The organism is Bacteroides luti (assembly GCF_900128905.1).
Lineage (GTDB): Bacteria > Bacteroidota > Bacteroidia > Bacteroidales > Bacteroidaceae > Bacteroides > Bacteroides luti.
Genome location: NZ_FQTV01000003.1, coordinates 242994 through 269128, shown reverse-complemented (window position 1 = coordinate 269128; position 26135 = coordinate 242994). Strand labels below are relative to the sequence as shown.

General features: G+C 36.9%; 18 protein-coding genes and 1 tRNA gene. 6 read left to right on the top strand and 13 right to left on the bottom strand.

Annotated features, from left to right (window positions below):
- Positions 1 to 11 precede the first annotated feature (11 nt).
- Both BUC21_RS04375 and BUC21_RS04370 read right to left on the bottom strand, forming a co-directional pair.
- On the bottom strand, positions 12 to 2717 hold the full coding sequence (locus tag BUC21_RS04375; RefSeq protein WP_073399570.1) for a 4-alpha-glucanotransferase: 2706 nt from the start codon (positions 2715 to 2717) through the stop codon (positions 12 to 14).
- 329 nt (positions 2718 to 3046) lie between these two features.
- Positions 3047 to 5584 (bottom strand): adenosylcobalamin-dependent ribonucleoside-diphosphate reductase, encoded by a 2538-nt coding sequence (locus BUC21_RS04370; RefSeq protein WP_073399568.1) that lies wholly within the window; start codon positions 5582 to 5584, stop codon positions 3047 to 3049.
- A gap of 359 nt (positions 5585 to 5943) precedes the next feature.
- Between BUC21_RS04370 and BUC21_RS04365 the strand changes: the two genes are divergently transcribed.
- Positions 5944 to 6687: an NADPH-dependent oxidoreductase gene (locus BUC21_RS04365; RefSeq protein WP_073399565.1), complete on the top strand. Its 744-nt coding sequence runs from the start codon at positions 5944 to 5946 to the stop codon at positions 6685 to 6687.
- 450 nt (positions 6688 to 7137) lie between these two features.
- Here BUC21_RS04365 and dnaA read toward each other — a convergent pair whose 3' ends face one another.
- The 4 genes from dnaA to BUC21_RS04345 form a co-directional block, all read right to left on the bottom strand.
- Positions 7138 to 8544 (bottom strand): chromosomal replication initiator protein DnaA, encoded by a 1407-nt coding sequence (gene dnaA, locus BUC21_RS04360; protein WP_073399563.1) that lies wholly within the window; start codon positions 8542 to 8544, stop codon positions 7138 to 7140.
- A 360-nt stretch (positions 8545 to 8904) separates the two neighbouring features.
- On the bottom strand, positions 8905 to 9795 hold the full coding sequence (locus tag BUC21_RS04355) for an MlaD family protein (protein ID WP_073399561.1): 891 nt from the start codon (positions 9793 to 9795) through the stop codon (positions 8905 to 8907).
- 22 nt (positions 9796 to 9817) lie between these two features.
- On the bottom strand, positions 9818 to 11107 hold the full coding sequence (locus tag BUC21_RS04350; RefSeq protein ID WP_073399558.1) for an N-acetylmuramoyl-L-alanine amidase family protein: 1290 nt from the start codon (positions 11105 to 11107) through the stop codon (positions 9818 to 9820).
- A 287-nt stretch (positions 11108 to 11394) separates the two neighbouring features.
- The gene (locus BUC21_RS04345; RefSeq protein WP_073399556.1) at positions 11395 to 13446 is read right to left on the bottom strand and encodes a TonB-dependent receptor plug domain-containing protein; all 2052 of its coding nucleotides are present in this window, start codon (positions 13444 to 13446) and stop codon (positions 11395 to 11397) included.
- Positions 13447 to 13539: 93 nt separating this feature from the next.
- On the opposite strand from BUC21_RS04345, the gene BUC21_RS04340 reads away from it, so the two are divergent.
- Positions 13540 to 14451 (top strand): bile acid:sodium symporter family protein, encoded by a 912-nt coding sequence (locus tag BUC21_RS04340; RefSeq protein ID WP_073399554.1) that lies wholly within the window; start codon positions 13540 to 13542, stop codon positions 14449 to 14451.
- Between the two features lie 18 nt (positions 14452 to 14469).
- Here the strand turns inward: BUC21_RS04340 and BUC21_RS04335 are convergent, their stop codons facing one another.
- From BUC21_RS04335 to BUC21_RS04325, 3 genes are all read right to left on the bottom strand, one after another.
- On the bottom strand, positions 14470 to 15117 hold the full coding sequence (locus BUC21_RS04335; RefSeq protein ID WP_073399653.1) for an NAD(P)-dependent oxidoreductase: 648 nt from the start codon (positions 15115 to 15117) through the stop codon (positions 14470 to 14472).
- Positions 15118 to 15269: 152 nt separating this feature from the next.
- Positions 15270 to 16442 (bottom strand): exo-beta-N-acetylmuramidase NamZ family protein, encoded by a 1173-nt coding sequence (locus tag BUC21_RS04330; protein ID WP_083547593.1) that lies wholly within the window; start codon positions 16440 to 16442, stop codon positions 15270 to 15272.
- An 80-nt stretch (positions 16443 to 16522) separates the two neighbouring features.
- A complete protein-coding gene (locus tag BUC21_RS04325) occupies positions 16523 to 17395 on the bottom strand; it encodes a mechanosensitive ion channel family protein (RefSeq protein ID WP_073399552.1) in 873 nt (290 codons plus the stop codon).
- A gap of 75 nt (positions 17396 to 17470) precedes the next feature.
- Between BUC21_RS04325 and BUC21_RS04320 the strand changes: the two genes are divergently transcribed.
- Entirely contained in the window at positions 17471 to 18004 is a 534-nt protein-coding gene (locus BUC21_RS04320) for an HD domain-containing protein (protein ID WP_073399649.1), read from the top strand.
- A gap of 89 nt (positions 18005 to 18093) precedes the next feature.
- Entirely contained in the window at positions 18094 to 20781 is a 2688-nt protein-coding gene (locus tag BUC21_RS04315) for a putative LPS assembly protein LptD (protein WP_073399550.1), read from the top strand.
- Positions 20782 to 20870: 89 nt separating this feature from the next.
- Here BUC21_RS04315 and ung read toward each other — a convergent pair whose 3' ends face one another.
- Positions 20871 to 21533, bottom strand: a complete 663-nt coding sequence (ung, locus tag BUC21_RS04310; RefSeq protein ID WP_073399548.1) for a uracil-DNA glycosylase — start codon at positions 21531 to 21533, stop codon at positions 20871 to 20873.
- 6 nt (positions 21534 to 21539) lie between these two features.
- Positions 21540 to 22577, bottom strand: coding sequence for an aspartate--ammonia ligase (gene asnA, locus BUC21_RS04305; RefSeq protein ID WP_073399546.1), 1038 nt, complete (start codon positions 22575 to 22577; stop codon positions 21540 to 21542).
- A gap of 347 nt (positions 22578 to 22924) precedes the next feature.
- Between asnA and BUC21_RS04300 the strand changes: the two genes are divergently transcribed.
- Positions 22925 to 22997 (top strand) — tRNA-Arg (locus tag BUC21_RS04300).
- 385 nt (positions 22998 to 23382) lie between these two features.
- Here BUC21_RS04300 and BUC21_RS04295 read toward each other — a convergent pair.
- The gene (locus tag BUC21_RS04295) at positions 23383 to 24117 is read right to left on the bottom strand and encodes an inorganic diphosphatase (protein WP_073399544.1); all 735 of its coding nucleotides are present in this window, start codon (positions 24115 to 24117) and stop codon (positions 23383 to 23385) included.
- 120 nt (positions 24118 to 24237) lie between these two features.
- Between BUC21_RS04295 and BUC21_RS04290 the strand changes: the two genes are divergently transcribed.
- Positions 24238 to 24696 (top strand): DUF5035 family protein, encoded by a 459-nt coding sequence (locus BUC21_RS04290; protein ID WP_073399541.1) that lies wholly within the window; start codon positions 24238 to 24240, stop codon positions 24694 to 24696.
- A gap of 90 nt (positions 24697 to 24786) precedes the next feature.
- On the opposite strand, the gene BUC21_RS04285 is transcribed toward BUC21_RS04290, so the two are convergent.
- Positions 24787 to 26130: a glucose-6-phosphate isomerase gene (locus BUC21_RS04285; RefSeq protein WP_073399539.1), complete on the bottom strand. Its 1344-nt coding sequence runs from the start codon at positions 26128 to 26130 to the stop codon at positions 24787 to 24789.
- Positions 26131 to 26135: the final 5 nt, after the last annotated feature.

Below are 26135 nucleotides of genomic sequence, written 5' to 3'. Positions count from 1 at the left end.
TCTCAAAACTTTTATTTTTTAGGATTTCTCCCTGTCAGAACTATCAATTCACGAATCTTTGTATTAATACTTTCGGCCTGCATCAAATCCTCAAGTGTGATGTGCATGCGGTATCGCCAGTAATGTCTCGGATTTGCCGGAATATTGATGCGTTCGGCTTCAATATTTGGGTTTCTCCACTCTTCACTCATCGACAACCAATCTTGGAAAGAAAGGATGCACAATATTGAGTTGGAGTAAAGATGCTGTTTGATTACCTCTTCACAGATATTGCCCGATGCTTTTTCGGGTGCAGCACCATAATGTCCCAGTATATTGTTGTAATACCGTTGCGTTTGCTGGAAATCTTCTTTCCACCAACCGCGCAGGGTCGACATATCGTGTGTAGAGATTGTGCAAACCGAACGGTAAGGATATTCACCCACCAGTCCAAATTCCAAGGATCTGCTCTTAGGCATTCGTTGTATTTCCAGACTTAGAATCTGCAGCTCGTTCATTACCCATGGCACGCAATCGGGTATCATACCCAAATCTTCTCCGCATACAAGCATCCTTGTGCTTTGTGTAAGCTGAGGCAGTTTCTTCATTGCCTGTTCCTGCCAGAAATGGTTATGGCGTTTGTAATAGTAATTATCGTACAGATTATTAAATGCGGCTTTATCTAGCTCGCTTAATGTCTGATAGATAAAATCGAACTGCACTCCAATGCGCGGATGATACATGTTCTTTATCTTTCTGTCGCGAATAAAGAGTACATCACTGATAAGAGCATATAAACCATCGCGGATCCAGATACTGTCTGCATCTGTTTTATCTTTGAAGAATGCTTCTACTTTCTTTTGTGTATCGAATTCAGGACGCATCTCGTAGATTTCCCACTGGTTGGTGGAACGAATAAATGTATCCTTTACATAATCAGTATGTGGACCGAATACTTGTTGAAGGAAACCTTCGTGTATATAAGGTTTCAGGAACAAATCTTCGTTAAAATACAAGCCATAACTTTCAATCTCTTCGCGAGACATTGGCAGAGAAGGAACAAACTGTCCCAATAAGCCATGTACGGCATCTAATGGAATTTCCCAAATGCGAAAGAATCCCAGAATATGGTCAATGCGGTAAGCATCGAAGTATTCAGACATTTTCTGGAATCTCTTCATCCACCAGCTATAACCGTCTTCTTCCATAACCTCCCAGTCGTAAGTTGGGAATCCCCAGTTCTGACCATTGGCCGAAAAGTCATCGGGTGGAGCACCAGCCTGACCGTTCAGATTGAAATAATGCGCATCCTTCCATGCTTCTACGCTATTTCTGCTAATGCCGATAGGAATATCTCCTTTAAGTACCACTCCCTTTTCTCGTGCATAAGTGGAAGCTTCCAATAACTGCAGATGCAGATGGTATTGTATATAGTAATAAATAGCAATCTCTTCGTATTCTTCTGAATCGGGCTTGCAGATAGCAGCAATATCTTCCTGATTAAAGGTAGAACATTTGGGCCATTCGCGGAAGTTTGGAGTCTTGTACTGGTCGCGCAGATAACTGAACACAGCATAAGGTTGCAGCCATTCCTGATTGTCTGATAAGAATTGTTTAAAAGCTTTCGATCTTAATACCTTTTTGCCTTCCTGTGCAAATATCAAACGGAAGTATTCCCATTTCCCCTGATTAACCGCTTCGTAATCTATTGTGGTTTTTGCATTCAGCTTATTTTGCTTTTCAGTGAAATATGTCATCTTATCGGCATCTTTCAACTTGCCCATCTTAAACAAATCTACATACATTGGATGAAAAGCATAAATGGAGATACTGTTGTAGGGATAAGAATCTGTCCAGGTATGCGTCATTGTAGTATCATTGATAGGCAAAATCTGAACAACTCTCTGATTTGTACTGGCAGCCCAGTCGATCATCATTTTCAGATCGCTGAAATCTCCCACCCCGAAGCTATGCTTTGATTTCAAAGAGAAAACCGGAATAGCTACGCCGGTACTTTTAAAAGCCGGTAAATCGAAATAGACATATCTGTCCGGCACAAAAAGAACTTCTCCAGTTCTTATTACAGGATCAGCCAGGTATCGGTTCGGATTATTTTCCCAGGACTCTATCTTGTTCTCTTTTAAATTATATAAAACGAACTTATATTCCAGAGGGAAAGTAATTTGGCTGGCATCAATCGTTACTTGCCACTCAGGGAAGTCCACATCATTCATTATGCACACTTTATTAGCATCCCAATTCCCCAGCACTGGTTGATTACCCGAAATAGCTAATGCGAAATTACTGCTTATTCTTGGAGCGAAAGCTTTTATTACCAAGGCTTTCTGGAAACTCTTCTTAGGAGCCTCATTTTTCTTCCTGGCAAGCAGGCATTCCGTAAAAGCTGAGCTGTAAAAGGCTTGTTTTTCCGGTATGTTTCTCCATGAATCCAAACTGCGAAATACAATATTCCCGTTTGAATTAATATGGATTTTTCTAGGGAAAGAATCCCATTCTTTACGAACCGGCTTTCCGTCTTTATAGATGTAATATGTGTATTTAACAACCTCGTTGGCCGGATGCTGAATTTCTTTAGATAGACTCCAGCTAATTCCATCCACTGTTTGAAGAGGAACAGCTTGTTCTTCTTCCCAGCTTCCCAGTTCCGGGACAGAACCCAGTATCCTGACTTCTTCACCCCAGTTTGTTCGGTATTCTATATGAAAAGATAAAATCATACTATTAGATTTATTATTATTCCAAAGCGTTGCAATTTTAATGAATTATTAAATATCCTAAATGTGCTTATGTCCGTTTGTAACTCAAAATCTTATGCAAACGTTTGAATTATTATATTGCAAAGCCATGGATTCATCTTTTTTCTTAAGAATGAAGGTTCATTTATATTCTCTTTTAATCAGACTCGATATTATGCTATAATGTTTTGCCTAAACAACAAAACTGCCTAAAGATAACTCTTCAATCTATTGTGAAAGAAGAATTTTCTTTAAGCAGTTTTGTTACTTTTTTATGGCATTAACCCATAAAAAGATATTCTTTTAATTCATTATCCGCAACGAGAGCTTCCGCAAGATGTACAGATAAGGCATCCTTCCTGATAAATCAATGTCTCGTTTCCACAGTTTGGACATTTTTTTCCTCTTGCTTCTGTTCCGTCCTGAATGTATTTCTTAAGAGCACGTTCTACACCGTTTTTCCAAGTGTTAATGCTTTCGTTGTCCAGCTGTAACTGACCAACAAGTTTAATAACCTGTACAATCGGCATTCTGTAGCGAAGCACTCCGGATATTAATTTTGCATAGTTCCAGTACTCTTTATTGAATTTTTCATTCAAACCTTCAATAGTAGTTTTGTATCCACGTTTGTTCTGGAATTGGAAGTCGTATCTCTTTATTCCGTTCTCGTCTACAGTTTTGATGATTCTTCCCATAGTAACTGTTTTAGGAAGTAGAATGCCTTCTTCATCATCTTGCAAACCGGTAAAGATTTCATAAGGTCTTCCTTCGAGCAAGCCTACAAAAGCAACCCATTTCTCTTTATTGTTCTGGAATCTAACAACATCTGCTTCCAACACTTTAGGACGAACTTCAACTACTGTAGGTGGCTGACATGGAGGAAGCTCATCTTTCTTATCAGACTTGGTAGAAAGTAGTACTCCTGAACGTGAACCGTCACGGTATACTGTACAGCCTTTACATCCTGATTTCCATGCTTCAACATATAATCTGTTAACCAATTCCTCGTCAACGTCATTCGGCAAGTTGATGGTAACGCTTATTGAGTGGTCTACCCATTTTTGGATTCTTCCCTGCATCTTAACCTTCATCAGCCAGTCTACATCGTTTGACGTAGCTTTGTAATAAGGAGATTGTTTAACCAACTCGTCAATTTCTTCCTGAGTATAACGCTTTGCAGCATTATAACCATTAGCTTCCATCCAATCTACAAACTTGTGGTGGAAAACAATATATTCTTCAAATGCATCTCCAGTCTCGTCAATAAAATCAACATGCGACTGTGCATCGTTCGGATTAACTTTTCTTCTTCTTTTATATACAGGTAAGAATACTGGTTCAATACCGGAAGTTGTTTGAGTCATAAGACTGGTTGTTCCGGTAGGTGCAATAGTTAAGCAGGCAATATTTCTACGTCCATACTTCTTCATGTCTTCGTAAAGTGCAGGATCAGCCTCTTTCAATCGGTTGATAAACGGATTGTTTTGTTCTCTTTCCCAATCATAAATTTCAAATGCTCCACGTTCTTTAGCCATTTGAACAGAAGAACTGTAAGCGTTGATGGCAATAGTTTTATGTACTTCTTCAGAGAAAGTAGTAGCTTCTTCTGTTCCATATATTAAACCTAGTGCAGCCAACATATCTCCTTCGGCAGTAATACCTACACCGGTACGTCTACCTTGTCCGCTCTTCTTATAGATTTTTTCCCATAATAGCTTTTCTGCATGTTTCACTTCTTCATATTCCGGATCAGAATCTATCTTTTCCATGATACGTTCGATCTTTTCAAGTTCAAGATCAATAATATCATCCATAATGCGTTGAGCAAGTGCTACATGCTTTTTGAATAAGTCGAAATCAAAATATGCATCCTTAGTGAATGGATTAACTACATAAGAATAAAGATTGATAGCCAATAAACGGCATGAGTCGTAAGGACACAATGGAATTTCTCCACATGGGTTTGTAGATGTGGTCTTATATCCAAGGTCTGCATAACAATCAGGAACAGATTCTTTGATAATAGTATCCCAAAATAAAACTCCCGGTTCGGCAGATTTCCATGCATTGTGCACAATCTTCTTCCAAAGAGAAGATGCATCAATCTCTTTTACAGTAGTAGGATTTTCTGAATCGATAGGATATTGTTGTTTGTAAATACCACCTTCGCTGGCAGCCTTCATAAAGTCATCATCCAGTTTTACCGAAACGTTTGCACCAGTAACTCTTCCTTCAGTCATCTTTGCATCTATAAACGCTTCCGAATCCGGATGTTTTATAGATACGCTCAACATCAACGCACCACGACGGCCATCCTGAGCAACTTCGCGAGTAGAATTTGAATAACGCTCCATGAAAGGAACAATACCGGTTGAAGTCAATGCAGAATTCTTAACTGGCGATCCTTTTGGACGTATATGTGAAAGATCGTGACCTACACCACCTCTTCTTTTCATTAATTGAACCTGCTCTTCGTCAATCTTAATAATTGCTCCATAAGAGTCAGCTGCTCCATCAACTCCAATTACAAAACAATTGGATAAAGAAGCGACCTGGTAGTTGTTACCAATACCCGTCATTGGACTTCCTTGAGGAACAATATATTTAAAATGGTCTAACAGATTGAAAAGCTCCTGCGAACTAAGCGCATTAGGATACTTAGCTTCAACTCTGGCAATCTCATTAGCGATACGCCAATGCATATCGTCTGGCGACTTTTCATAAATATTTCCGAAAGAGTCTTTTACTGCATATTTGTTAATCCAAACCCTTGCAGCAAGCTCGTCGCCTTTGAAGTATTGTAAAGATGATTCAAAAGCTTCTTCATAAGAATAAGTGTTCTTCTCCACGATGTTTTCGAATTATATTGTTATTAATAAAAAAGTTAGTAGAGGTTTCTTATTAATAAAATAAATAGTATTAAATAGGTTCTGCAAATCTATGAATGTTTTTTGTTATATCAAAATAAAATGCAAAATAAAATATAAATTTAATATGCATGTTTTTGAAAGTTATCCGTTTGGTTTGATTAAAATGATGATATACAATTAATTGTATTTTTAGTTTCTTGAAAAAGTTATCCAAAAAATATATTTTTATTCTTTTTATATGCATGGCGGCTTTTCAAAAATGGAAATTGCTTAATAATATAACTCTAATAAAACGGATAACAATATAGATTCTTTTATTATATTTGCAGAAAAAAGATATGATAGAGTCAGTAAAAAACAGAAGATCAATAAGAAAATATAAACAACAAGATATTGATCCTAATTTGTTAAATGATTTGCTTTCTACAGCTTCACGTGTTTCTACTATCGGAAATATGCAGGTTTATAGCGTTGTGGTTACTCGCGATGCAGAAATGAAAGCAAAATTAGCTCCGGCTCATTTTAATCAGCCAATGGTAAAAGGGGCACCTGTAGTATTAACTTTCTGTGCAGATTTTAATAGATTTACTAAATGGTGCGAATTGCGCAATGCCAAACCTGGGTATGCAAACTTCCTTTCTTTTATGAATGCTGCAACAGATGCATTACTTTATACACAGAACTTTTGTACACTTGCAGAGGAAGCTGGACTGGGCATCTGTTATTTGGGAACAGTAATTTATAATCCTCAGCAAGTTATTGAAACTCTTCATTTGCCAAATTTGGTTTTTCCGATTGCAACAATAACTCTTGGATATCCTGATGAGTGTCCTGCTCAACCAGATCGTCTGCCTATAGAGGCAATTGTACACGAAGAACGCTACTGCGATTATACAAGTGAGATGATTGATAAGCTATATGCTTATAAAGAATCATTGCCTGAAAATAAGCAATTTATTGCAGAAAATAATAAAGAAACATTAGCTCAGGTATTTACTGATGTAAGATATAAAAAGAGTGATAATGAGTTTATGTCTGATAATTTCTTTAAGGCTCTAAAACAACAAGGCTTTATTGAGTAACTGAACTTGTGCTGACAGAAAAACGATGAGATAAATAGAAATAAAATGCATTTATTGTATTTTATGTGTGCGAAATGGTGACTGATGGCTCGTTTTGTGAGAGATAAAGTGATGGGTTATACAAAAAAAGAAAGTTGGACGCATTCTTTTTATCAAAAAGGCGAGGATAAGCCTTAATAATAAACTTGCATGAGAAGGCAGAGAATCTGCGTTAGTCAATCAAAAATAGGATAGATAATCTTAAATAATAAAACAATCCCCGAAAAAACTTATTAATACTTTTTCGGGGATTGTTCTTTATCGCTAGCTACTCCAAATTGTATAAAAGACAAAAAAGAAGCCTTTGAGAATTTAATATTTGAAAACACTCTCAGATAGAAACTTGGGGAAAGAGTATAAAAAATGGGATTAATCCGATTTGGATAACCCCATATATTGCTTAATTATTTGTTATTTTCTTCTTAGTAAAGTCTCTATTTCTTCCACTTCTGCACGGAAGGATTTGTCCACCTCGAACTGCCCCTGAACAATCTTGCATGCGTGTAATACTGTTGCATGATCTCTGTTTCCAATCAATTGGCCAATTTTAGATGAAGATGAATCGGTATGTTTTTTAGCTAAAAACATTGCTAACTGGCGTACTTGTACAACTTCTCTTTTTCTCGATTTAGAATGAAGAGCTGAAGACTCCACTTCAAAGTGTTTGCATACCTTCTCGATAATATCTTCAACAGTAATAACCTTAGTTTCACATTTCACGGCTTTACGTACAATCCTTTCTGCCAAATCAAGATCAATTTCTTTATTGTAGATTGTAGAGTGAGCCATGATAGAGATGACAATACCTTCCAAATCGCGCACGCTTTCGTTTACGTTTTCAGCTATATATGTAATAACCTCTTCCGGAAACTTTAAGCCATCTCGGTGAATCTTATTTTTTAAGATATTCTTTCGCAGTTCTACGTTAGGTTTTTCCAGTTCAGCTGTTAATCCCCACTTGAAACGTGTTAGCAATCTATCTTCCATTCCTTGCAAAAGAACAGGAGAACGGTCGGAAGTAAGTATTAACTGTTTTCCATTTTGATGCAAATGGTTGAATATATGGAAGAATGTATTCTGGGTTTTTGTAAGACTGGCAAATTCCTGAATATCATCGATGATTAACACATCAATACTTTGGTAGAAGTTAATGAAATCATTAATAGTATTGCTACGTACAGAATCCGTGTATTGTACCTGGAATAAGTGTGCAGATACATATAGAACTCTTTTATCGGGAAATAGCTCTTTAATCCGTGTTCCTATTGCATTGATAAGGTGAGTTTTACCTACACCTGATGGGCCGTAAACAAACAATGGATTGAATACAGTTTTTGCAGGGCTTACGGCAACTGCTTCTCCGGCTGTTCTTGATAATTTATTGCTATAGCCTTCAATAAAGTTCTCAAAATTGTAGTTCGGATTCAGTTGCGGATCAAGATCCAGAGGTGAAGGGGCTTTTAAAGTATTAGGCGCCTTGTTCCCATTGCGTATAATACTTCGCTGTGGAATTGCAGTAGAACGGTTCGTAGCTTCTAAATCTACCGAAGCTTTCGAACTGTTATCTACAATTACACGATACATCAGTTTAGTTCCTTCGCCAATCTCCTTGTATAAGGTAGCACGAAGTAACTCTACAAACTTATCTTCCAGAAATTCATAAAAGAATTGAGAAGGTACTTGTACAGTCAGTGCATTATCCTCATACTTTAAGGGGACAATAGGGACAAACCAAGTGTTATATGTAGTTTCAGGAACATTGTCTCGAATCACACGGAGACAGCGGTTCCATAGACTTACATGATTGGATTCAATCATAAGGCTATTTATACAATTTATTAATTATAAGAAACTTCTACTATTGCAAATTTGGGAATCTTATTTGAGAAAAACAAATGTTATTTTATTCTTGTTTTTTTTATAAAATTAATAACTCGTTTAATTTCAGCAGTTTATGGAGTTTACCTATCTAAAAGTCTGAAATTTATACTTTTGCATATTTGCAATGCATTGACAATTAGATAATTATAGATAAAAACCTATGAAATCTTATTTTGAATTATTTATTTTATCAAAATGTTTATACCTATCTATTAATGGAGCTGTTAATAGCTTTTCTTTTATATAAATAATTAGAGCACTATTTAGACAAAATCTATTTTATGCTTTTTGAAAAGTTTATTTTTTGCCAAAAATTGAGAAGTGTACATAACGTTTAGGATTACTTTTCAAGTCTTCTAATAATAGCGATGCATTGGCGCCTGTATTAGATAAATTATTATATAGTGAAGCATCATTAAGTAGCAACCCTAGTGAATTATCTTTCCTGTTGAGCTTATCTGTTACCATCTTAACATTAGCCATAGTAGAGTCTATCTTGTTGAATGTTGAAGCATAATTAATACTTCTGAGATCTCCGCTGATTGCTACAAAATTATCACCAATAGTATTTATCTTCTTCGTCATCTGTGGTACATCCTTCTTCATAATTGAGCGAAGTTCTGTTGTGGCATCTGCAAGGTTGTCGGCCGTTTTTCTGACAGACTTAAGAGTAGCCGGAATATTTGGGTCGGCTGCTATTTTATTGAGTGATGTCATGATAGAATCCAGCTTAGGGAGCATTCTTTCAAACTGAGGCATAATAGTTTTGGTTACAGCTTCCATCAGACCATTATTAACGGTTCCCGGAATAGTATCACCAATTGCGTAAGCTTCGTTTGGATTAACAGCCAGAATCAGATTCATTTTTACTGTACCGAGCATCTCTGTAACAAGTTCTGCATGAGTTCCTTTTGGTATTCTCATATCTTTATCCAATTCTACTTCTACGGTAACATTACCGGGGCGATTGTAATCATAATAGATCTCTCTTACGGTTCCGATACGGAAACCATCAGCAAATACAGGACTTGATTTCGCTAATCCCTGAATATCTTTGTATTTAACATAAAAGTAACTTGTGGGTTTGAACATATCAATGCCTTTGAGGTAATTAATGCCATATACAAGCATGCATAGACTGATAATTCCAGCAATTCCTATTTTAACCTCTTTAGTAAAGTATCTCATCTTGATTTATTTTTATTCTTGATTATTTTCTATTCTTCTTAAATTCTGCTATAGCAGTATTTATATTCATTTTCTCGCCATCCTTGAATGCGATGATAAATGCGTCTTTAAATTGACCGGCTATTTCTCTTTTCGTTTTAAGAACTTCGTTGTAGTTTTCTGAAGCCCCGTATGTGTATTTATATATTCCACTTTCACAGAAATAGTCTACCGGAGTTAAATCTTTGAACCGTTTATCGGTTATTTTAAGTTTTTGGTTCGAAGTTAGTATTTGTATTTTAAATACAATTCCGTTTTCTGTTGAATGATTGTTCTTTTTTTCTTCTTTTTTAGTAGTGATATTCTCTTTTTTTCTTTTTACAGCAGGAACCTCTTTTACTTTTTCATTTGTTGAATCGGATTTCTCAGCGAGAGTTTGAGGTGCAGAATTCTTTTCTTCTGTTTTAACTTCGTTGTCTACCTGATATGTAACTCTTCCTTTAGACTTGCGGATGTCATGCTTTTGCTTGTATTGAAGAAAAGCATTGAATATTGATCTGGCTAATGCATTTGCTCCTTCTTCGGTATTTAAATATTGCTCTTCTTCAGGATTCGAAATAAAACCTACTTCAGTAAGTACGCTAGGCATGGCACTGGTTTTCAAAACAAGAAAGATATCCTGGTGAACTCCGCGGTCTGGTCGGCCGATACTAGATTTATATTGTTTCTGGATTAATGTAGCCAAACCAACACTTTGCTCCATGTGTTTATCCTGAATAAACTCGAACATGATATATGATTCCGATGAATTGGGATCAAATCCGGCATATCTTTGCTTATAGTCATCTTCCAGAAGAATTACGGAGTTTTCGCGTTTAGCAACTTCAAGATTTGCACTTGAACGGGAAAGTCCTAAAGAAAAGGTTTCGGTACCTCTGGCTGATTTTGCCGGTGCAGAATTTGTATGAACGGAAATAAATAAATCGGCACCAGCATTATTAGCAATCTCTGTTCGCTGATTTAAGGGGATAAATACATCCGTTTTCCGGGTATAGATAACTTTTACGTCATTACAGTTTTGCTGCACTAGCTGACCGACTTTTAAAACGATGTTCAGATTAATATCTTTTTCGCGGGAAATATCACCAATTGCTCCGGGATCATGACCTCCGTGACCAGCATCAAGAACTAATACAAAATCCTTCCCGAGTGCCGGTAAACATCCAATTGTTGCAAACCAGATGCAAGTGATTGTAGTAAGGGTATAAATGATACTTTTTTTCATTTCTGCACAATAAAATACAAATGTAATGCATTTTTTCTGAAAACTCATTATTTACATTCAAGTTTTGTCTTTTTTAAGCAGTTAGCTCCCCTCGGTATTAGTTAACCAGGAAATGAAGTTTTGGTAATGTTTAAAACAGAATAAATGATGCGAACGGCTAGATTAATATATATAATAAGGTATACTAGTTAATTTCCCGTATTGTTATTTATTTAAGATCTATACTTAAATGAGATAAGGTGTAGACTTTATATTTTTTAAGTCTACACCTTATATATTTATACCCTACCTCTTTTAAAGAAGTATTCGGGTTTCATTATCTTAGTAATAGTGAATTATCTGAAGTTTATCCGGTAACTTACACCTACCTTTCCCCAGAAACCGGGTTGAGGTATATTCCCCAAATCATAATATTCACGATTCAACAGATTGTTTGCTTCGGCAAAAAGGGAATAGTTTTTTGCATTCCATGACAGCTTCAGGTCGAGTAGGCAAAACGACGGATAAGGTATTTCGGCTGTAGGTTTCAGATCTACATACTTTGTATAACTTCCCTCGCGACTTTGCCAGCGGAATGCCCAGCTTGCGTCTAATTTCTGCCAAATACGATGGTCTAGTCTTACCACAAATTTATGTTTCAGATAATCTAAAGCATAATTTGATTTATACACTTCGCCAATTTCTTTGGTTTGATTTATATATGAATAGCTAATTGTTGCTTTCTTTAAATAACTCGTATTACCAAATAACTCGTAAAAATTAAGATTTGCAGAGGCCTCAATTCCCATATTATCTAGTTTGGTATGATTAACCGTATGCCATTTATCTTCGGCAGAATACTTCACCCAATCTATCATGTTCTTTCCTTTTCGGTAATAACCGCAAACGGATGCCTGCAATACAGGTGACGAATATTTTGATCCAACTTCGAATGCCTGAGTTTCTTCCGGCTTCAGGTTCGGATTTCCCTGATTCGTTTTACTTTCATAATAGAGATCGGTAAAGGTAGGCATGCGCAATGCCATGTTCCATGAGGTGTAAAACTTCACCTTATCGGTTAAACGATAAGATGCATCTACACCAGGATAATAACGAAACTTATTATCAAGTCCGGTATTCATGGTTGCCATTAACCCAATAGACAAGGTGAAACGTGGTAATAGAACATCATGTTCTAAATAGTAACTGATGCTTGTCCGGTTATCCTTTTTGGTGAAATAATGATTACCTTCTCCCGGAACCTTTATTGGTTCGTCCATCAGTTTACCCAGAACATTACTTAGCACACCTTCGTTGCGAAACTCAGTGCCGAAGGCTGTTTTTCCTATTACGGAATTAAAGTAAGCATTCAGATTAGTACCATAAACATCCGTCTGATGATAATTATGTCCGGTGTACCACGAAGCAGGGTTATCCCGGAACAATTCAAAGCGGTCGTGTCCACGATTCCAGTAAATAATAGGAGTGAAGTGAAGTTTTCCTTTCGTTTCGGCCTGAACGGAGACAAAATACTTGCGCATGTGCTCGTACTGATTAGGATAAGCAGCAGAGTAGAATGTGTTTGCCCCGTACCTTTTGTCGCTTATTCCCGTTTGCCAACGTACATTGACTTCTTCACCGGAATACTCTCCCTGATAGAAAGCGCGCGAAGCACTGAAGTCGCTGTTGGCTATATATCCGTCGGAGCGACTGTATCCGGTAGAAAGCTGATTGCTTAATTTTCCTTTCGAGTAGTTTCCACGAACACCTCCATTAAATAAGCCATACTGACCAGTTGATAAGTTGATAGCTGCATGGCTTTGCTTGTCACTTCTGGTCACAATATTGATAGCTCCGGTAAAAGCGGAAGTTCCGTATACTCTTGCGGCCGGGCCTTCAAGAATTTCTATACGTTCAATATCGTTCATGTCTACAGGAAAGTCGGCTGTGTTGTGGCCGGTTTGGGGACTATTGATATTTGCCCCGTTGAGAAGAATGGTGATTTGGTCGAAAGTACCTCCTCGGATGCTGATGTCACTCTGGATACCCAGATCTCCCCGCTGGCGGACATCTACGCCTGCGGCATACTCTAACAGATCATTAATACTTTGTACCGCCGCCGCTTGAATATCCTCGCGCGAAAGTACAGTAACAATTCTCGCCGCTTCGCCTAAGGTGAGCGGTACACGGCTGCCAGTCACTTCAACCTCGTCGAGCTTGTATTCTTTAATTTGTTTGGAAGTCTCAGATTGAGCCGAAACACAATCTATATTGGCAAAGGCAAGTGTTGTTACTGCCAGAACACCAATATTGACTTCTTTCTTCAAACTACAGAATACAGCATACGACTTGTGATTGAACTGCTTCCATCGTGCAGCATGTCGTGTCGTTAACTTGTTTTCTTTCATTTAAAATAAAATTAAAATAAAAAATCGCGGCAAAGGTAGCATATTTATTTATTTAGCCGTTACTTTGCATCTCGAATTATAAAGAAGATGATCATGTTGAAGTTCCTAAAGAATTGGGCATTGCCTATAGCCATGCTTGTTGGTGCGCTTGGATATCAGTTCTTTTCCTTATTGGCTCCACTCTCTCCTGCGCTTATTTTTGTAATGCTCCTTTTTACATTTATTAAGGTTTCGCCTCATGAGCTAAGATTTGAACGACTTCATTTCTGGCTTATTCTGATTCAATTAATAGGAAGTATATTAATCTATGTATCTATAGCAGCTTTCAACCCAATTGTTGGCGAAGGAGCTATGATTTGTATGCTTGCCCCCTCGGCAACTTCTGCAGCTGTTATAACCGGTATGCTGGGAGGAAGTGTTTCCAGCCTCACTGCCTACACATTATTATCCAATGTTGTTGTTGCAATGGCGGCTCCGGTAATATTCTCGTTAATGGGAACCAATAGTTCACTTCCATTTTTCACATCCTTTTTCTATATATGTAAACAAGTGATGCCATTGCTCATTTTTCCATTTATTCTAGCCTGGATTATTCAGTCAAAGCTTCCCGGAATATATAGCAAAATGCTAAGTATGCCTATGGCTTCCTTTTATCTTTGGACTGTTGCCCTGGCAGTAGCCGTAGGAAAGACTGTTGCATTTCTGGTTAATCAGGAAAATCCTAATTTTACAAACGAAATATTGATTGCAGTATCCGCGCTTGTTGTTTGTTGTTTGCAGTTCTTTATTGGAAAGAATATTGGCGGCCATTATAAAAACCGTATTTCTGGTGGGCAGGCTCTTGGACAGAAAAATACAATCCTTGCAATTTGGATGGCACAAGTATACCTTGGTCCGGTGGCTTCAGTAGGTCCGGCCTCATATATTTTGTGGCAAAACACAATTAATTCATGGCAGCTTTGGAAAAAGAGAAAAAAAGATGAAGCGGCTTTGAAAAGTAAATAATAAAGCCGCTTTTCGAGGTTAATACCCTATGGTAAAACGTTCAAAGTGATGTTTCGGATTCTCTAGTTCATCAATCATTGCTAAAGCATAGTCTTCTACAGAAATGTAACTTTCACCCTTATTGTCAGTAATCAAATCATCTTTTCCAAGATGGAATTTACCGGTCCGTTTTCCGGGAGCGATATTTGCAGCAGGAGAGAAGAATACCCAGTCTATCTCTTTTTCATTTTCCTGAAGCGTGTACAGAACCTGAGCCAATGCCTTTACTCCCGGCAATATTGTTTCTTCAATAACACCCATATCTAAAAGACGTACACCCTTAATAAATAAACTTCCAGCTCCACCCACTATTTGTAATCTTTTTATTCCTGCTTTCTTGCAACCTTCAAGAATGGCCGAATATGCTTTTAAAGTGTCTGAGTGTAGTTCTGGATTTGTCCATCCCGGATTATAAGCGCTAATTACAGCATCCATACCTTTTACCAGTTCTTCCACTGTGGCGGCATCTCTTACATCTCCTCCTATTATGGAAAGATTAGGATGAGTCAAAGTTATTTTCTCCGGATTACGAACAATTGCTGTTACTTTGTGTCCTCTGTTTAAAGCCTCTTTTAGTAAGGCAGAACCTACAAATCCACTAGCTCCAATTAATGCTATATTTTTCATATTCATAAAGCTTTTAATGTACATTACTTTATAGATAACAATATTAGCGAAAAACTGTTTACTCTTGTGAAGTCTAATTCTTTATGAATAAAAAAACAGTGATGAAAAGACTCTCATCACTGTTCCAGTATTACTATTTCCGCTAATCGATATTATTCTGTATAAAGCAAATACTTAGCACGCATCTTTTTGTATTTGGCTAACCCTTGTTGCCATCCGGCTCTTATTTCAGTTTCGCTTTTCCCTTCAATAATTTCTTTCCTTACAGATGAATCTCCTATTAACTGGTCAAACCAACGAGGACGGGTAAAAAAGTCAGCACCTTGACCTGATAGTTTATAAAACTGTAATATATACTTAAGTGAAAAACCTTTTGGAACTTGAGCTTTTCTAAGATCTAAACCATAGCAAAGCTGATCTTTGTGCATTGGATTCTTTTCAAAACCAGGAAGGCTTTTTGGGGTAAAAGTAAATTCGCCATATTTTTTATCCGGTGCACCTAGTACTTCAAATGGAAAATAGGTTCCACGTCCCACACTTATATCAGTAGCCTCGAAAAGACAAAGAGAAGGATATAAGCTGATAGCATGATCGTTTGCAAGATTAGGAGAAGGCTTTACCGGTAATGAGTATGGTTGTCCGTGTTTCCAGTTTTTAATCTTTATAACTGTTAGCAAACATTTCTTTTTACCCCCCAGCCATCCTTCACCATTGATCATTTGTGCAAGTTCTCCAACCGTACATCCGTGAAGCAGTGGAATAAGGTGCATGCCCACAAAAGATTGTAAGCCCGATTTCATTATTGGTCCGTCTATATAATCGCAGGGATTAGGACGGTCGGTAATAATTAATTTCTTTCCGTTTTCAGCACATGCTTCCATTACATAGTGCATGGTGCTAATGTAAGTATAGAATCGTGCTCCTACATCTTGTATATCAAAAAGCACAACGTCTACATCGGCCATCTGTTCGGAGGTTGGTTTTCTGTTTTTTCCATACAGAGAAATAATCTGTATTCCTGTCTTACTATCTTTTCCATCCTTTACTTTTTCTCCGGCATCAGCATTTCCGCGAAAACCATGCTCTGGAGCAAAGACTTTTTTGATATTAATTCCGCAAGCAATCAAGGTATCCAAAAGGTGAGTTCCTTTTTTGTTTACTATTGAAGTATGATTAACTACCAATGCTACCCGTTTGTTTTTAAGTATTGGTAATATTTTATCCATCTGCTCTGCCCCAACCTTAACCTCCTTTGAGGAAGTTGAAACCGATTCAGCTGGTTTTAAAGAACTTCTCTCACTAGATGCATTTATGCAGTTTGCCATGCAAAGAAGCAACAGCACTGCCAGGCTCTTAAATTGTCTTTGTTTTATCATAATATTAGGGTTTATTCATAGAAAAAGAGTTATTTCTTAACTATGACATTGTTATATGGATAAGGTATTTCGATGTTTTCTTTGTCAAAACGTTCTTTAATTGATTTTAGTAAGTCACATTTTAAAACGAAAGCATTTCCTGCATTTGCCGCCCAAGCCCATGCTTTTAGTGTGATGGCCGAATCGCCAAGTGCAATTACACGAATAACAACTTGCGGCGTGTTGCCCTGTTTTTCCTCTGGAGTGCGGCGGTCAATCAACAATGGATGATGCATTATTTCATCTCTCATTACATTGATCGCCTTGTCAAGGTTTGTATCATAAGAGACTCCTACTTCAATAAAACTGCATGTGTCTTGTTCTCCGATAGTAGAATTAACAATTGTACTGGAGTTGATTTTACTGTTTGGAATAATAATCATTCTATTGTCTAGACTCTTTATAATAGTATGGCGAAGAGTGATTTCGGCTACTGTTCCGTTTACTACACTGTCAATCATAATTGAATCACCAATTCGGAAAGGCTTTCCAAAGACAATAAACAATCCACTGACAAAATTTGATAAAGCTTCTTGTGAAGCAAAACCAACAGCCATTGCCATGATTCCGGCACCGGCAAGAATAGAGCTACTAACTTTCTCCATCCCTGGAATCAAAGAGAGGAAGATTGCCATACCTATGATATAAAGAGTATAAACAATCAGTCGTTGAATAAAGCTTGAAGTAGTTTGATCCAGGATTGCAAGTTTTTTCCTTTTCTGTGAACGTCTGAACAAATATTTGGTAAAAGAAACGGCAACTTGTGTCACCCCGTAGATCAGCAAAGCTTTAATAAAAAAAGAAATCAATTTCTCAATGCTGATATTTAAAATAGTATTGCTTAAAAACTCGTGTACATTCATGTTTGTTACGCTTAAATTTAGTAATATTGCACAAAATTATTTATTTCAATCGAATAAACAAGTATTAAGATGATAATGAATCCAATAGAAATTATTAATAAATATTATACTCCTGGAAGGCAGCTTGATATTTTACTAACTCATAGCCGATCGGTTGCTGATAAGGCTTTACAGATTGCAACCCGTCATCCCGAACTTAATCTTGATAAGACGTTCTTAGAGGAGGCTGCAATGATACATGATATTGGAATCTTTCTGACAAATGCTCATGGCATAGACTGTGTTGGTAAAGAGCCTTATATTTGTCATGGTTATCTGGGTGCAGATTTAATTAGAAAAGAAGGATACCCTCGTCATGCCCTCGTATGTGAACGCCATACCGGAGCTGGAATTACAGTTCTTGATATAGTGAAAAATGAGTTACCACTTCCACATCGTGATTTATTGCCGGTATCTATGGAAGAACAAGTTATTTGTTTCGCCGATAAGTTTTTTTCAAAAACTCATTTAGAGCAAGAAAAAAGTGTGGAGGCTGCCCGAAAAACAATAGCCAAATTTGGAACCGAAGGACTAAAACGCTTTGATGAATGGTGCGATCTTTTTCTTTAATCCCAAAAAAAAAATTAAATAAACTGAAAGCTGTTAATATTTGGTAGAGAATGCTTACTTTTGCCCATTAAAGCGTAAATGCATAATTGATGACGTCATTAAAAGCTAAAACATATATAATTCCGCTCTTGTTTGTTGCTGTTACTCTTTCACTTTCTGATGGAGTACATGCTCAGAAAGGAAAGAAGAAAGAGTTGTCTTCTGATACAATTAAAGCAGATTCTTTGGCTCAGGATACTTTAAAGTCAAAAAAGAGAAAGCAGGAATTAAATGCTCCTGTTACTTATGAAGCTTCCGATTCCATTGTTTTTACACAAGGAGGTTTTGCTCACCTTTATGGAAAAGGAAAGGTAAATTATGAAAAGATAGAGCTTGAGTCTGAGATAATTACCATGAATATGGATAGTAGTACTGTCTATGCCAGAGGTAAAGTAGACTCTTTAGGAGCAGTAACTGGTGCACCGGTCTTTAAAGATGGAGAAACACCATACGAATCAAAATCTATCAATTATAACTTTAAAAGTAAACGTGGTTATATAAAAAATGTGGTAACACAACAAGGAGAGGGATATGTAACCAGCTACAATGCAAAGAAAAGTTCCGGTGATGATCTTTTTATGGAAGATGGTAAATATACAACTTGTGATAACCATGAACATCCACACTTCTATTTACAACTAACACGCGCAAAAGTAAAACCTAAAAAGAATGTAGTCTTCGGACCGGCGTATATGGTTGTAGAAGATGTTCCTTTGCCTATAGCGATTCCTTTTGGTTTCTTCCCATTTAGTAGCAGTTATTCTTCAGGTTTTATTATGCCTACTTACGGAGACGAGCTGAATCGAGGTTTTTATCTTCGTGATGGTGGGTATTACTTTGCTATCAGTGATTATATGGACTTGAAACTTACAGGTGAGATATTCACTAAAGGTTCATGGGGGCTTGGTACTGCAACAAACTACAATAAAAGATATAAATATTCAGGTTCTTTAAGTGCCAATTATCAGGTAACCAAAACCGGAGAGAAGAATGTCGATTATGCTGTATCAAAGGACTTTAAATTAAACTGGACTCATAGACAAGATGCTAAGGCAAGTCCTAATAGTTCTTTCTCGGCAAGCGTTAACTTTGCGACAAGTAGTTATGAGAAGACTAATTTAGGAAGTTATTATGATCCTTCTTTGTATTCTCAGAACACGAAGACTTCCAGTGTTAGTTATACACGTAACTTCCCGGATCAGAATCTAACAATGTCGAGTACATTTAATATTGCACAGCGCACAAAGGACTCAACATTGGCTGTAACGTTACCGGATTTAAATATCTCTTTAAGCCGAATTTTTCCTTTTAAACGTAAAAAGGCTGTTGGCGCAGAACGTTGGTACGAAAAAATATCAATGAGTTATACCGGTCAGTTAAAGAATAGCATTACTACAAAAGAAGATAAATTCTTTAAATCAAGTTTAGTGAAAGATTGGGAAAATGCAGTGAATCACTCTATTCCAATCAGTGCAACATTTACTTTGTTTAAATATTTAAATGTAACTCCTTCTTTTAATTATACCGAACGCTGGTATACTAATAAGATAAAGCAATCCTGGGATGACAATAGTCAGGCTGTTAAAAAGGATACCACTTACGGCTTTAATCGTGTCTATAATTATAATATGAGCCTTGGTATAAGTACTAAACTCTATGGTTTCTATACACCAATGAAGGCTATCTTTGGTGATAAGATTCAAACTATCCGTCACGTGATAACTCCAACTGTTAGTCTTAGTGCTCAACCTGATTTTGGAGCAAAAAGATATGGATACTGGGATTCTTATACATATATTGATGCTTACGGTGATGAGAAAACAGTAGATTACTCTCCTTATGCAACCGGATTATTTGGGGTTCCGGGTAAAGGGAAGCAAGGAAATGTTAGCTTTGATGTCTCCAATAATGTGGAAATGAAAATTAAATCGGCTAATGACTCAGTAAAGAAGGTTAGTTTGATTGATGAATTAGGCGGTAGTATCTCATATAATATGGCTGCAAAGACAAAACCCTGGAGTGATTTATCCATGCGTTTGCGTTTGAAATTAACTAAGAGCTATACATTTAATTTCAATACTTCGTTTGCTACTTATGCATATCAGTTTGATAAAAACGGTAATGTTTATGTAGGAGATAAAACAGAATGGTCTTATGGTCGTTTCGGACGATTCCAGGGCTCGGGTTCATCTTTCTCATATACTTTTGATAATAGCACCTGGAAAAAGTGGTTTGGGAAAAAAGAGGAAAAGAAAGAAGGAACGAATAATCCTGAAGGAGAAAAACCAAAGAAAGAAGCTAAAACAGATGGAGAGACAGAAAAGAAAGAGAAAAAAGCTGAAGTAAATCAAGATGGATATCTTCCATTTAAAATGCCTTGGTCATTCTCTCTTGCATATTCATTTAATTTCAGAGAAAATACAGCTGCTAAGATTAATGAAAAAACAATGCGTTATCCGTTTAAGCTGACTCATACTTTAAGTGGTTCTGGAAATATTAAGATCTCTGATAAATGGAATTTCTCTTTCCAAGGTTCATATGACTTTGATGCAAAACAGATAGCACAGACAACTTGTAATATATCTCGTGACTTGCACTGTTGGAGCATGACTTGTAGCTTATCTCCTTTTGGTAAATATCGTTCTTACAATTTCTCAATACGTGCTAATTCAAGCATGCTGCAAGATTTGAAATGGGAACAACGAAGCAGTGCCTCTTCAAATATTAAGTGGTATTAATACTGATATAAATAAAAAGAAGACCAACAATTTATAACACAAATTGTTGGTCTTCTTTTTATCTATATATTGGTTCAATAGTAAGACTATTACCAATTTATTGGTTCAATTCCATGTTCTAGCAGATATTTGTTAGTCTTGCTAAAATGTCCATTCCCGAAGAATCCACGATAAGCAGATAGGGGAGAAGGATGAGCTGACGAAAGAATAAGATGTTTATTCCTGTCAATCATAGCACCTTTTTTTTGTGCATAAGAACCCCAAAGAATAAATACCAGATGTTCTCGCTCTTCAGCTAGATGACGAATCGCAGCATCGGTAAATGTTTCCCATCCTTTGTTTTGATGCGAACCCGCCTGATGCGCTCTAACTGTAAGAGTTGCGTTCATTAGCAGTACTCCTTGTTCGGTCCATCGGGTAAGGTTACCGCTTTTAGGAGCAGGAGTTCCTAAATCACTTGCTATTTCCTTAAAAATATTCTGCAATGAGGGAGGAAAAGGAACCCCATCGTTTACAGAAAAGCACAAACCATGAGCCTGACCTGGTTCATGATATGGATCCTGTCCGATAATCACTACTTTAACTTTATCAAACGGGCAGCTATTAAATGCATTGAAAATTAGTTTACCCGGAGGATAAACAGTATACTGTGCATACTCGTCGCGTACAAAATTAGTAAGCCGACTAAAATAGTCGGCTTCAAATTCTGGTGCAAGATGTTTCTTCCAGCTATCTTCAATCTGTACGTTCATTCGTAATTAGATTAAAGGCATATTCAATTCTTCACATTCCTTTCTCATATCTGCAGGCCAGATACTTGCCTGGATTTCTCCGATATGAGCTTTACGTAAGTAGAACATACAAAGACGTGATTGTCCTATGCCACCGCCAATACTTAATGGAAGAGTTCCTTCTAACAATCTTTTGTGGAAATAAAGATCTTTACGTCCTTCATTGCCACTCTCTTTTAATTGTCTAAGCAGAGCCTCTTTATCAACACGGATTCCCATAGAAGATATTTCAACTGCACGGTCTAAAGTATAGTTCCATACCAAAAGGTCACCATTTAATCCTGGTAAACCGTTAATACCTGGAGTTGAATAATCATCATAATCCGGTGCACGTAGATCGTGTTCTTTTCCATCACCAAGTTTACAGCCAATACCAAAGATAAATACTGCACCATGTTCTTTGGTGATAGCATTTTCGCGGCCTTTAGGATCTAAATTCGGATAAAGTTGGCGTAGTTCTTCAGAGTGGATAAAGAATAACTTTTCAGGTAAACATGGTCTGATTTGTGGATACATTTCAAAAACCATATATTCTGTGCGAATCATGGCAGCATAAATACGTCCCACAATTTCCTTTAAGAAATCAATATTACGATCTTCACGGTTAATAACTCGTTCCCAATCCCATTGATCTACATATAATGAATGTAAATTGCCAAGTTCTTCGTCAGAGCGAATTGCATTCATGTCTGTATAAATACCATATCCAGGTTCTATACTGTAATCAGCAAGTGTCATTCTTTTCCATTTAGCAAGAGAATGCACAACTTCGGCTTCTTTATCTCCTAATTCTTTGATAGGGAAGGATACAGGACGTTCTACTCCGTTTAAGTCATCGTTAATTCCCATTCCTTTCAATACAAATAAAGGGGCTGTTACACGACGAAGACGTAATTCTGACGATAAGTTTTGTTGGAAGAACTCTTTAATCTGTTTTATTCCAAGCTCGGTTTGTTGTAAATCGAGTAATGGTTGGTAGTTTTCTGGTTTTATAAGATAGCTCATAGGTTGTTTATTTCTAAATTATAGTCGGCAAATATACATAATATTTATATATTTGCTATTATTTATTGATATAATATTAGCAAAATGTATGTTTAATTAGCGATACTTATTTCAAAATAATAGTTGTTATTAATGTTTTCCATTGTATTGTTTTTCAATAGTTTGATAAACTCAACTTATATATAGATCTTTCTTATATTCTCTAAATTAGCAAATTAACTGAAAAATTGATAGATAATGTATTTTCCTGGAATAAGTAGTGCTATCATTTAAGTAGGTTTTGAAAGGATTTTAGAAAAAATATTAGGAAACACACAACTATTTTTGTACTTTTGCCCGCACAATAAGGTTCCGTAGCTTAGTGAATAGAGCGTCAGATTCCGGTTCTGAAGGTCGTGGGTTTGAGTCCCACCGGGATCACTTATCAAATAGATGGGGGTTGTCCAATTTTGGATAACCCCCATCTATTTTTTATTCTTTGAATTATTTCGGCTCAATATAAAAACTTGTGTGATAACTGTTCATTCTTCAGCTTTGAACAATGAATATTTATTTGTGTATCCGGGTGGATGTCTCCGTTAGTAATCTTTCTAAAGTCATCCCTCACTCCCTCACCAGGTCCATTCAATAGGTTATAAATCAGTCATGTATTTAGTGATGGTAGCATTTTGAACCCTCACTTTACCCTCACAAAAAGTGCCTACCCTCACTTTTTCGATACCTTTTAGAGCATTATCGGGATAATAAAATATTCTTTTGAACACTCTCTATTATTTATAGACTTACCTAATTAGATGTATTCACTTTACGCTTCACTGAATTCCTTTAACAGATTTTCCCATGAATCGCAGAGTGCCTGCATAGATGGGAAAAGAACATTAGCTCCGGCATCAAGAAGTATATTATCATCTAAAGGACCAGTGTTCACAGCTACAGTAAATATGCCTGCTGCAGCAGCAGCTTGTACTCCAAGAGGCGCATTTTCAACAACAATGGCTTCATTGGCTTTCAGGTTTCCTTTATTTAATGCCATAAGATATGGTTCCGGATTTGGTTTTCCATATTTTACGTCGAAAGCGGTAACCATTAGTTCAGGCTTAAAAACTCCAGGAAAGTTTTTATTCAGGCGACCTAATAATGATGCCTGTCCAGAACCGGTTACTATCATGGGAAATAAACCATCGCGTTTAACCTTTGTCAGTACATCGGTAGCCCCTTCCATAGGTAATGCCAGAGGATAACTGTTGAATACTTCAGTTTTTGCTTTATAAATCTCTTTAATCTCCTTTTCTGTTGCATTTCTACCAAACTGACGCTGGCATACTATATTGATAGTTCCTGACCCTGTACGTCCTTCGTGAAGATAGGCTTCTTCTTTAGAAAGATGCAATCCGCGTTCTTCCATAATCTTGTGCCATGATTCGGCATGATAAGGCATTGAATTGTATAATACTCCGTCCATATCAAATAGAACGGCTTTAAGTGTAAGTGATGGATGTTTATGGGTCTCTAAATAGCGACTAATTGCAGTTTGAAACATAGTTAGTAAGTTCATTTATTCGATTGCAAAGATACGAAGAAGTTCTTAATTAACATTCAAATGTTTGGTTATTCAGATTATTCGTGTATTTTTGCAGCACTGATTTTGAATGATTTATAAATGAAAAACATATTTTTACCATTTATTCTTGGACTTTTTTTACTATCCTCTTGTGCCTCTGAAACGACTGTGTCGCCGGAGATAAAAGTTATTAGCTGTTCTGTAAATGATACGATTGTTGCTGAAACCCCTAAAGTTAAGGTAGGTGATGTTGTAGAGTTATCTCTCAATCTTATCGGTAATGGGTCTGATTTATTTAGTTTCCATGCAAAATCAAATGATGAAGAAGTTAAGATTTCTTTAGCTGAATATGATCAGAAGAAAGTATCTGAAGAAATAAACTTCACAGATGCAGAAGCTTGCCGACTGACATTTATTGATGGTGTATCTACTTCCAATGTGAAAGTTAAGGCAACAGTGCAAGCTGTTAAGGAAGATGTGATGACATTGAAGTTTTATCTGTCGGCCAAAACGGAATGTGAAGGCAGTGAACTCGACGTTGATCTTCAAAAGAAATGATTTAATAAAGAAGATTTTTAAAGATTAGATATAAAAGAAAAGCCTCAGACCTGTAATGGTGCTGAGGCTTTTCTTTGTTTATTGTATAGCTTACAGGCGTGCCTGAATAGCTTTTGATTCTTCTTCGTAACCTGGTTTGTTTAGCAAAGCAAACATGTTCTTTTTGTAAGCTTCAACACCTGGTTGGTTAAATGGATTAACTCCAAGAATATAACCGCTGATTCCGCATGCTTTTTCAAAGAAAAAGAATAACTGACCGATATAATATTCGTTCAGTTGTGGCATGCTGATGTGAAGATTAGGAACACCGCCGTCTACGTGGGCAATCTGTGTACCAAGTTCGGCCATCTTGTTTACTTCGTCAACGCGTTTTCCTGCAAGGAAATTAAGTCCGTCAAGGTTTGCTTCGTCAGATGGTACAGTAAGATTCTTGTTTGGAGTCTCAATAGAGATCACAGTTTCGAAAATGCTGCGTTCACCTTCCTGAATCCATTGACCCATTGAGTGTAAATCTGTAGAGAAATCTACAGCAGCAGGGAAAATACCTTTGTTTTCTTTACCTTCTGATTCTCCGTAAAGTTGTTTCCACCATTCCATTACATAATGAAGTTTTGGGTGGTAGTTTACAAGAATTTCAATTTTCTTTCCGTTCTTGTAAAGTTCGTTACGTGTTGCAGCATAGATTGCAGCAGGATTTTCACTGAAAGGAACATTCAATCCACATACTTCTTCCATTTTTGCAGCGCCGGCAATTAGCTGTTCAATGTCGAAACCTGCCACAGCGATTGGAAGCAAACCTACTGGAGTAAGAACAGAAAAACGTCCGCCCACATTATCAGGAATTACATAAGTTTTGTATCCTTCTTTGTCGGCAGTAACTTTTGCAGCACCTTTTTTTGCATCGGTAATTGCAACGATACATTTCTGAGCTGTTTCTTTACCTCTCTGGTCTTCGCATTGTTTTTTCAATAAACGGAAAGCCAAAGCTGTTTCAGTTGTTGTTCCTGATTTAGATATGTTGATTACTCCAAACTTCTTACCTTTTAAATAATCAGTAAGTTCAGAAAGGTAATCTTCACTGATATTATGTCCTGCATAGATAATAACAGGGCTATCTTTCTTTTCTTTAAGTAATTCAAAGCTATCTGATAAAGCTTCGATTACAGCACGCGAGCCAAGATAACTACCACCAATACCGGCCATAACAACCACTTCGCAATTGTCACGAAGGATTTGTGCTGTAGCCTTAATGTCGGCAATAAATTCTTTGCTGGTAGATGATGGAAGGTTTAACCAACCTAGGAAATCATTACCTTTACCTGTACCGTTGTGTAATGCTTCGCTGCAAGCCTTAGCCTGAGCTTCATAGGCATATACAGCATCTTTAGAAATAAATCCTAAAGTCTTTTCGATGTTTAAACTAATATTTTTCATGATTT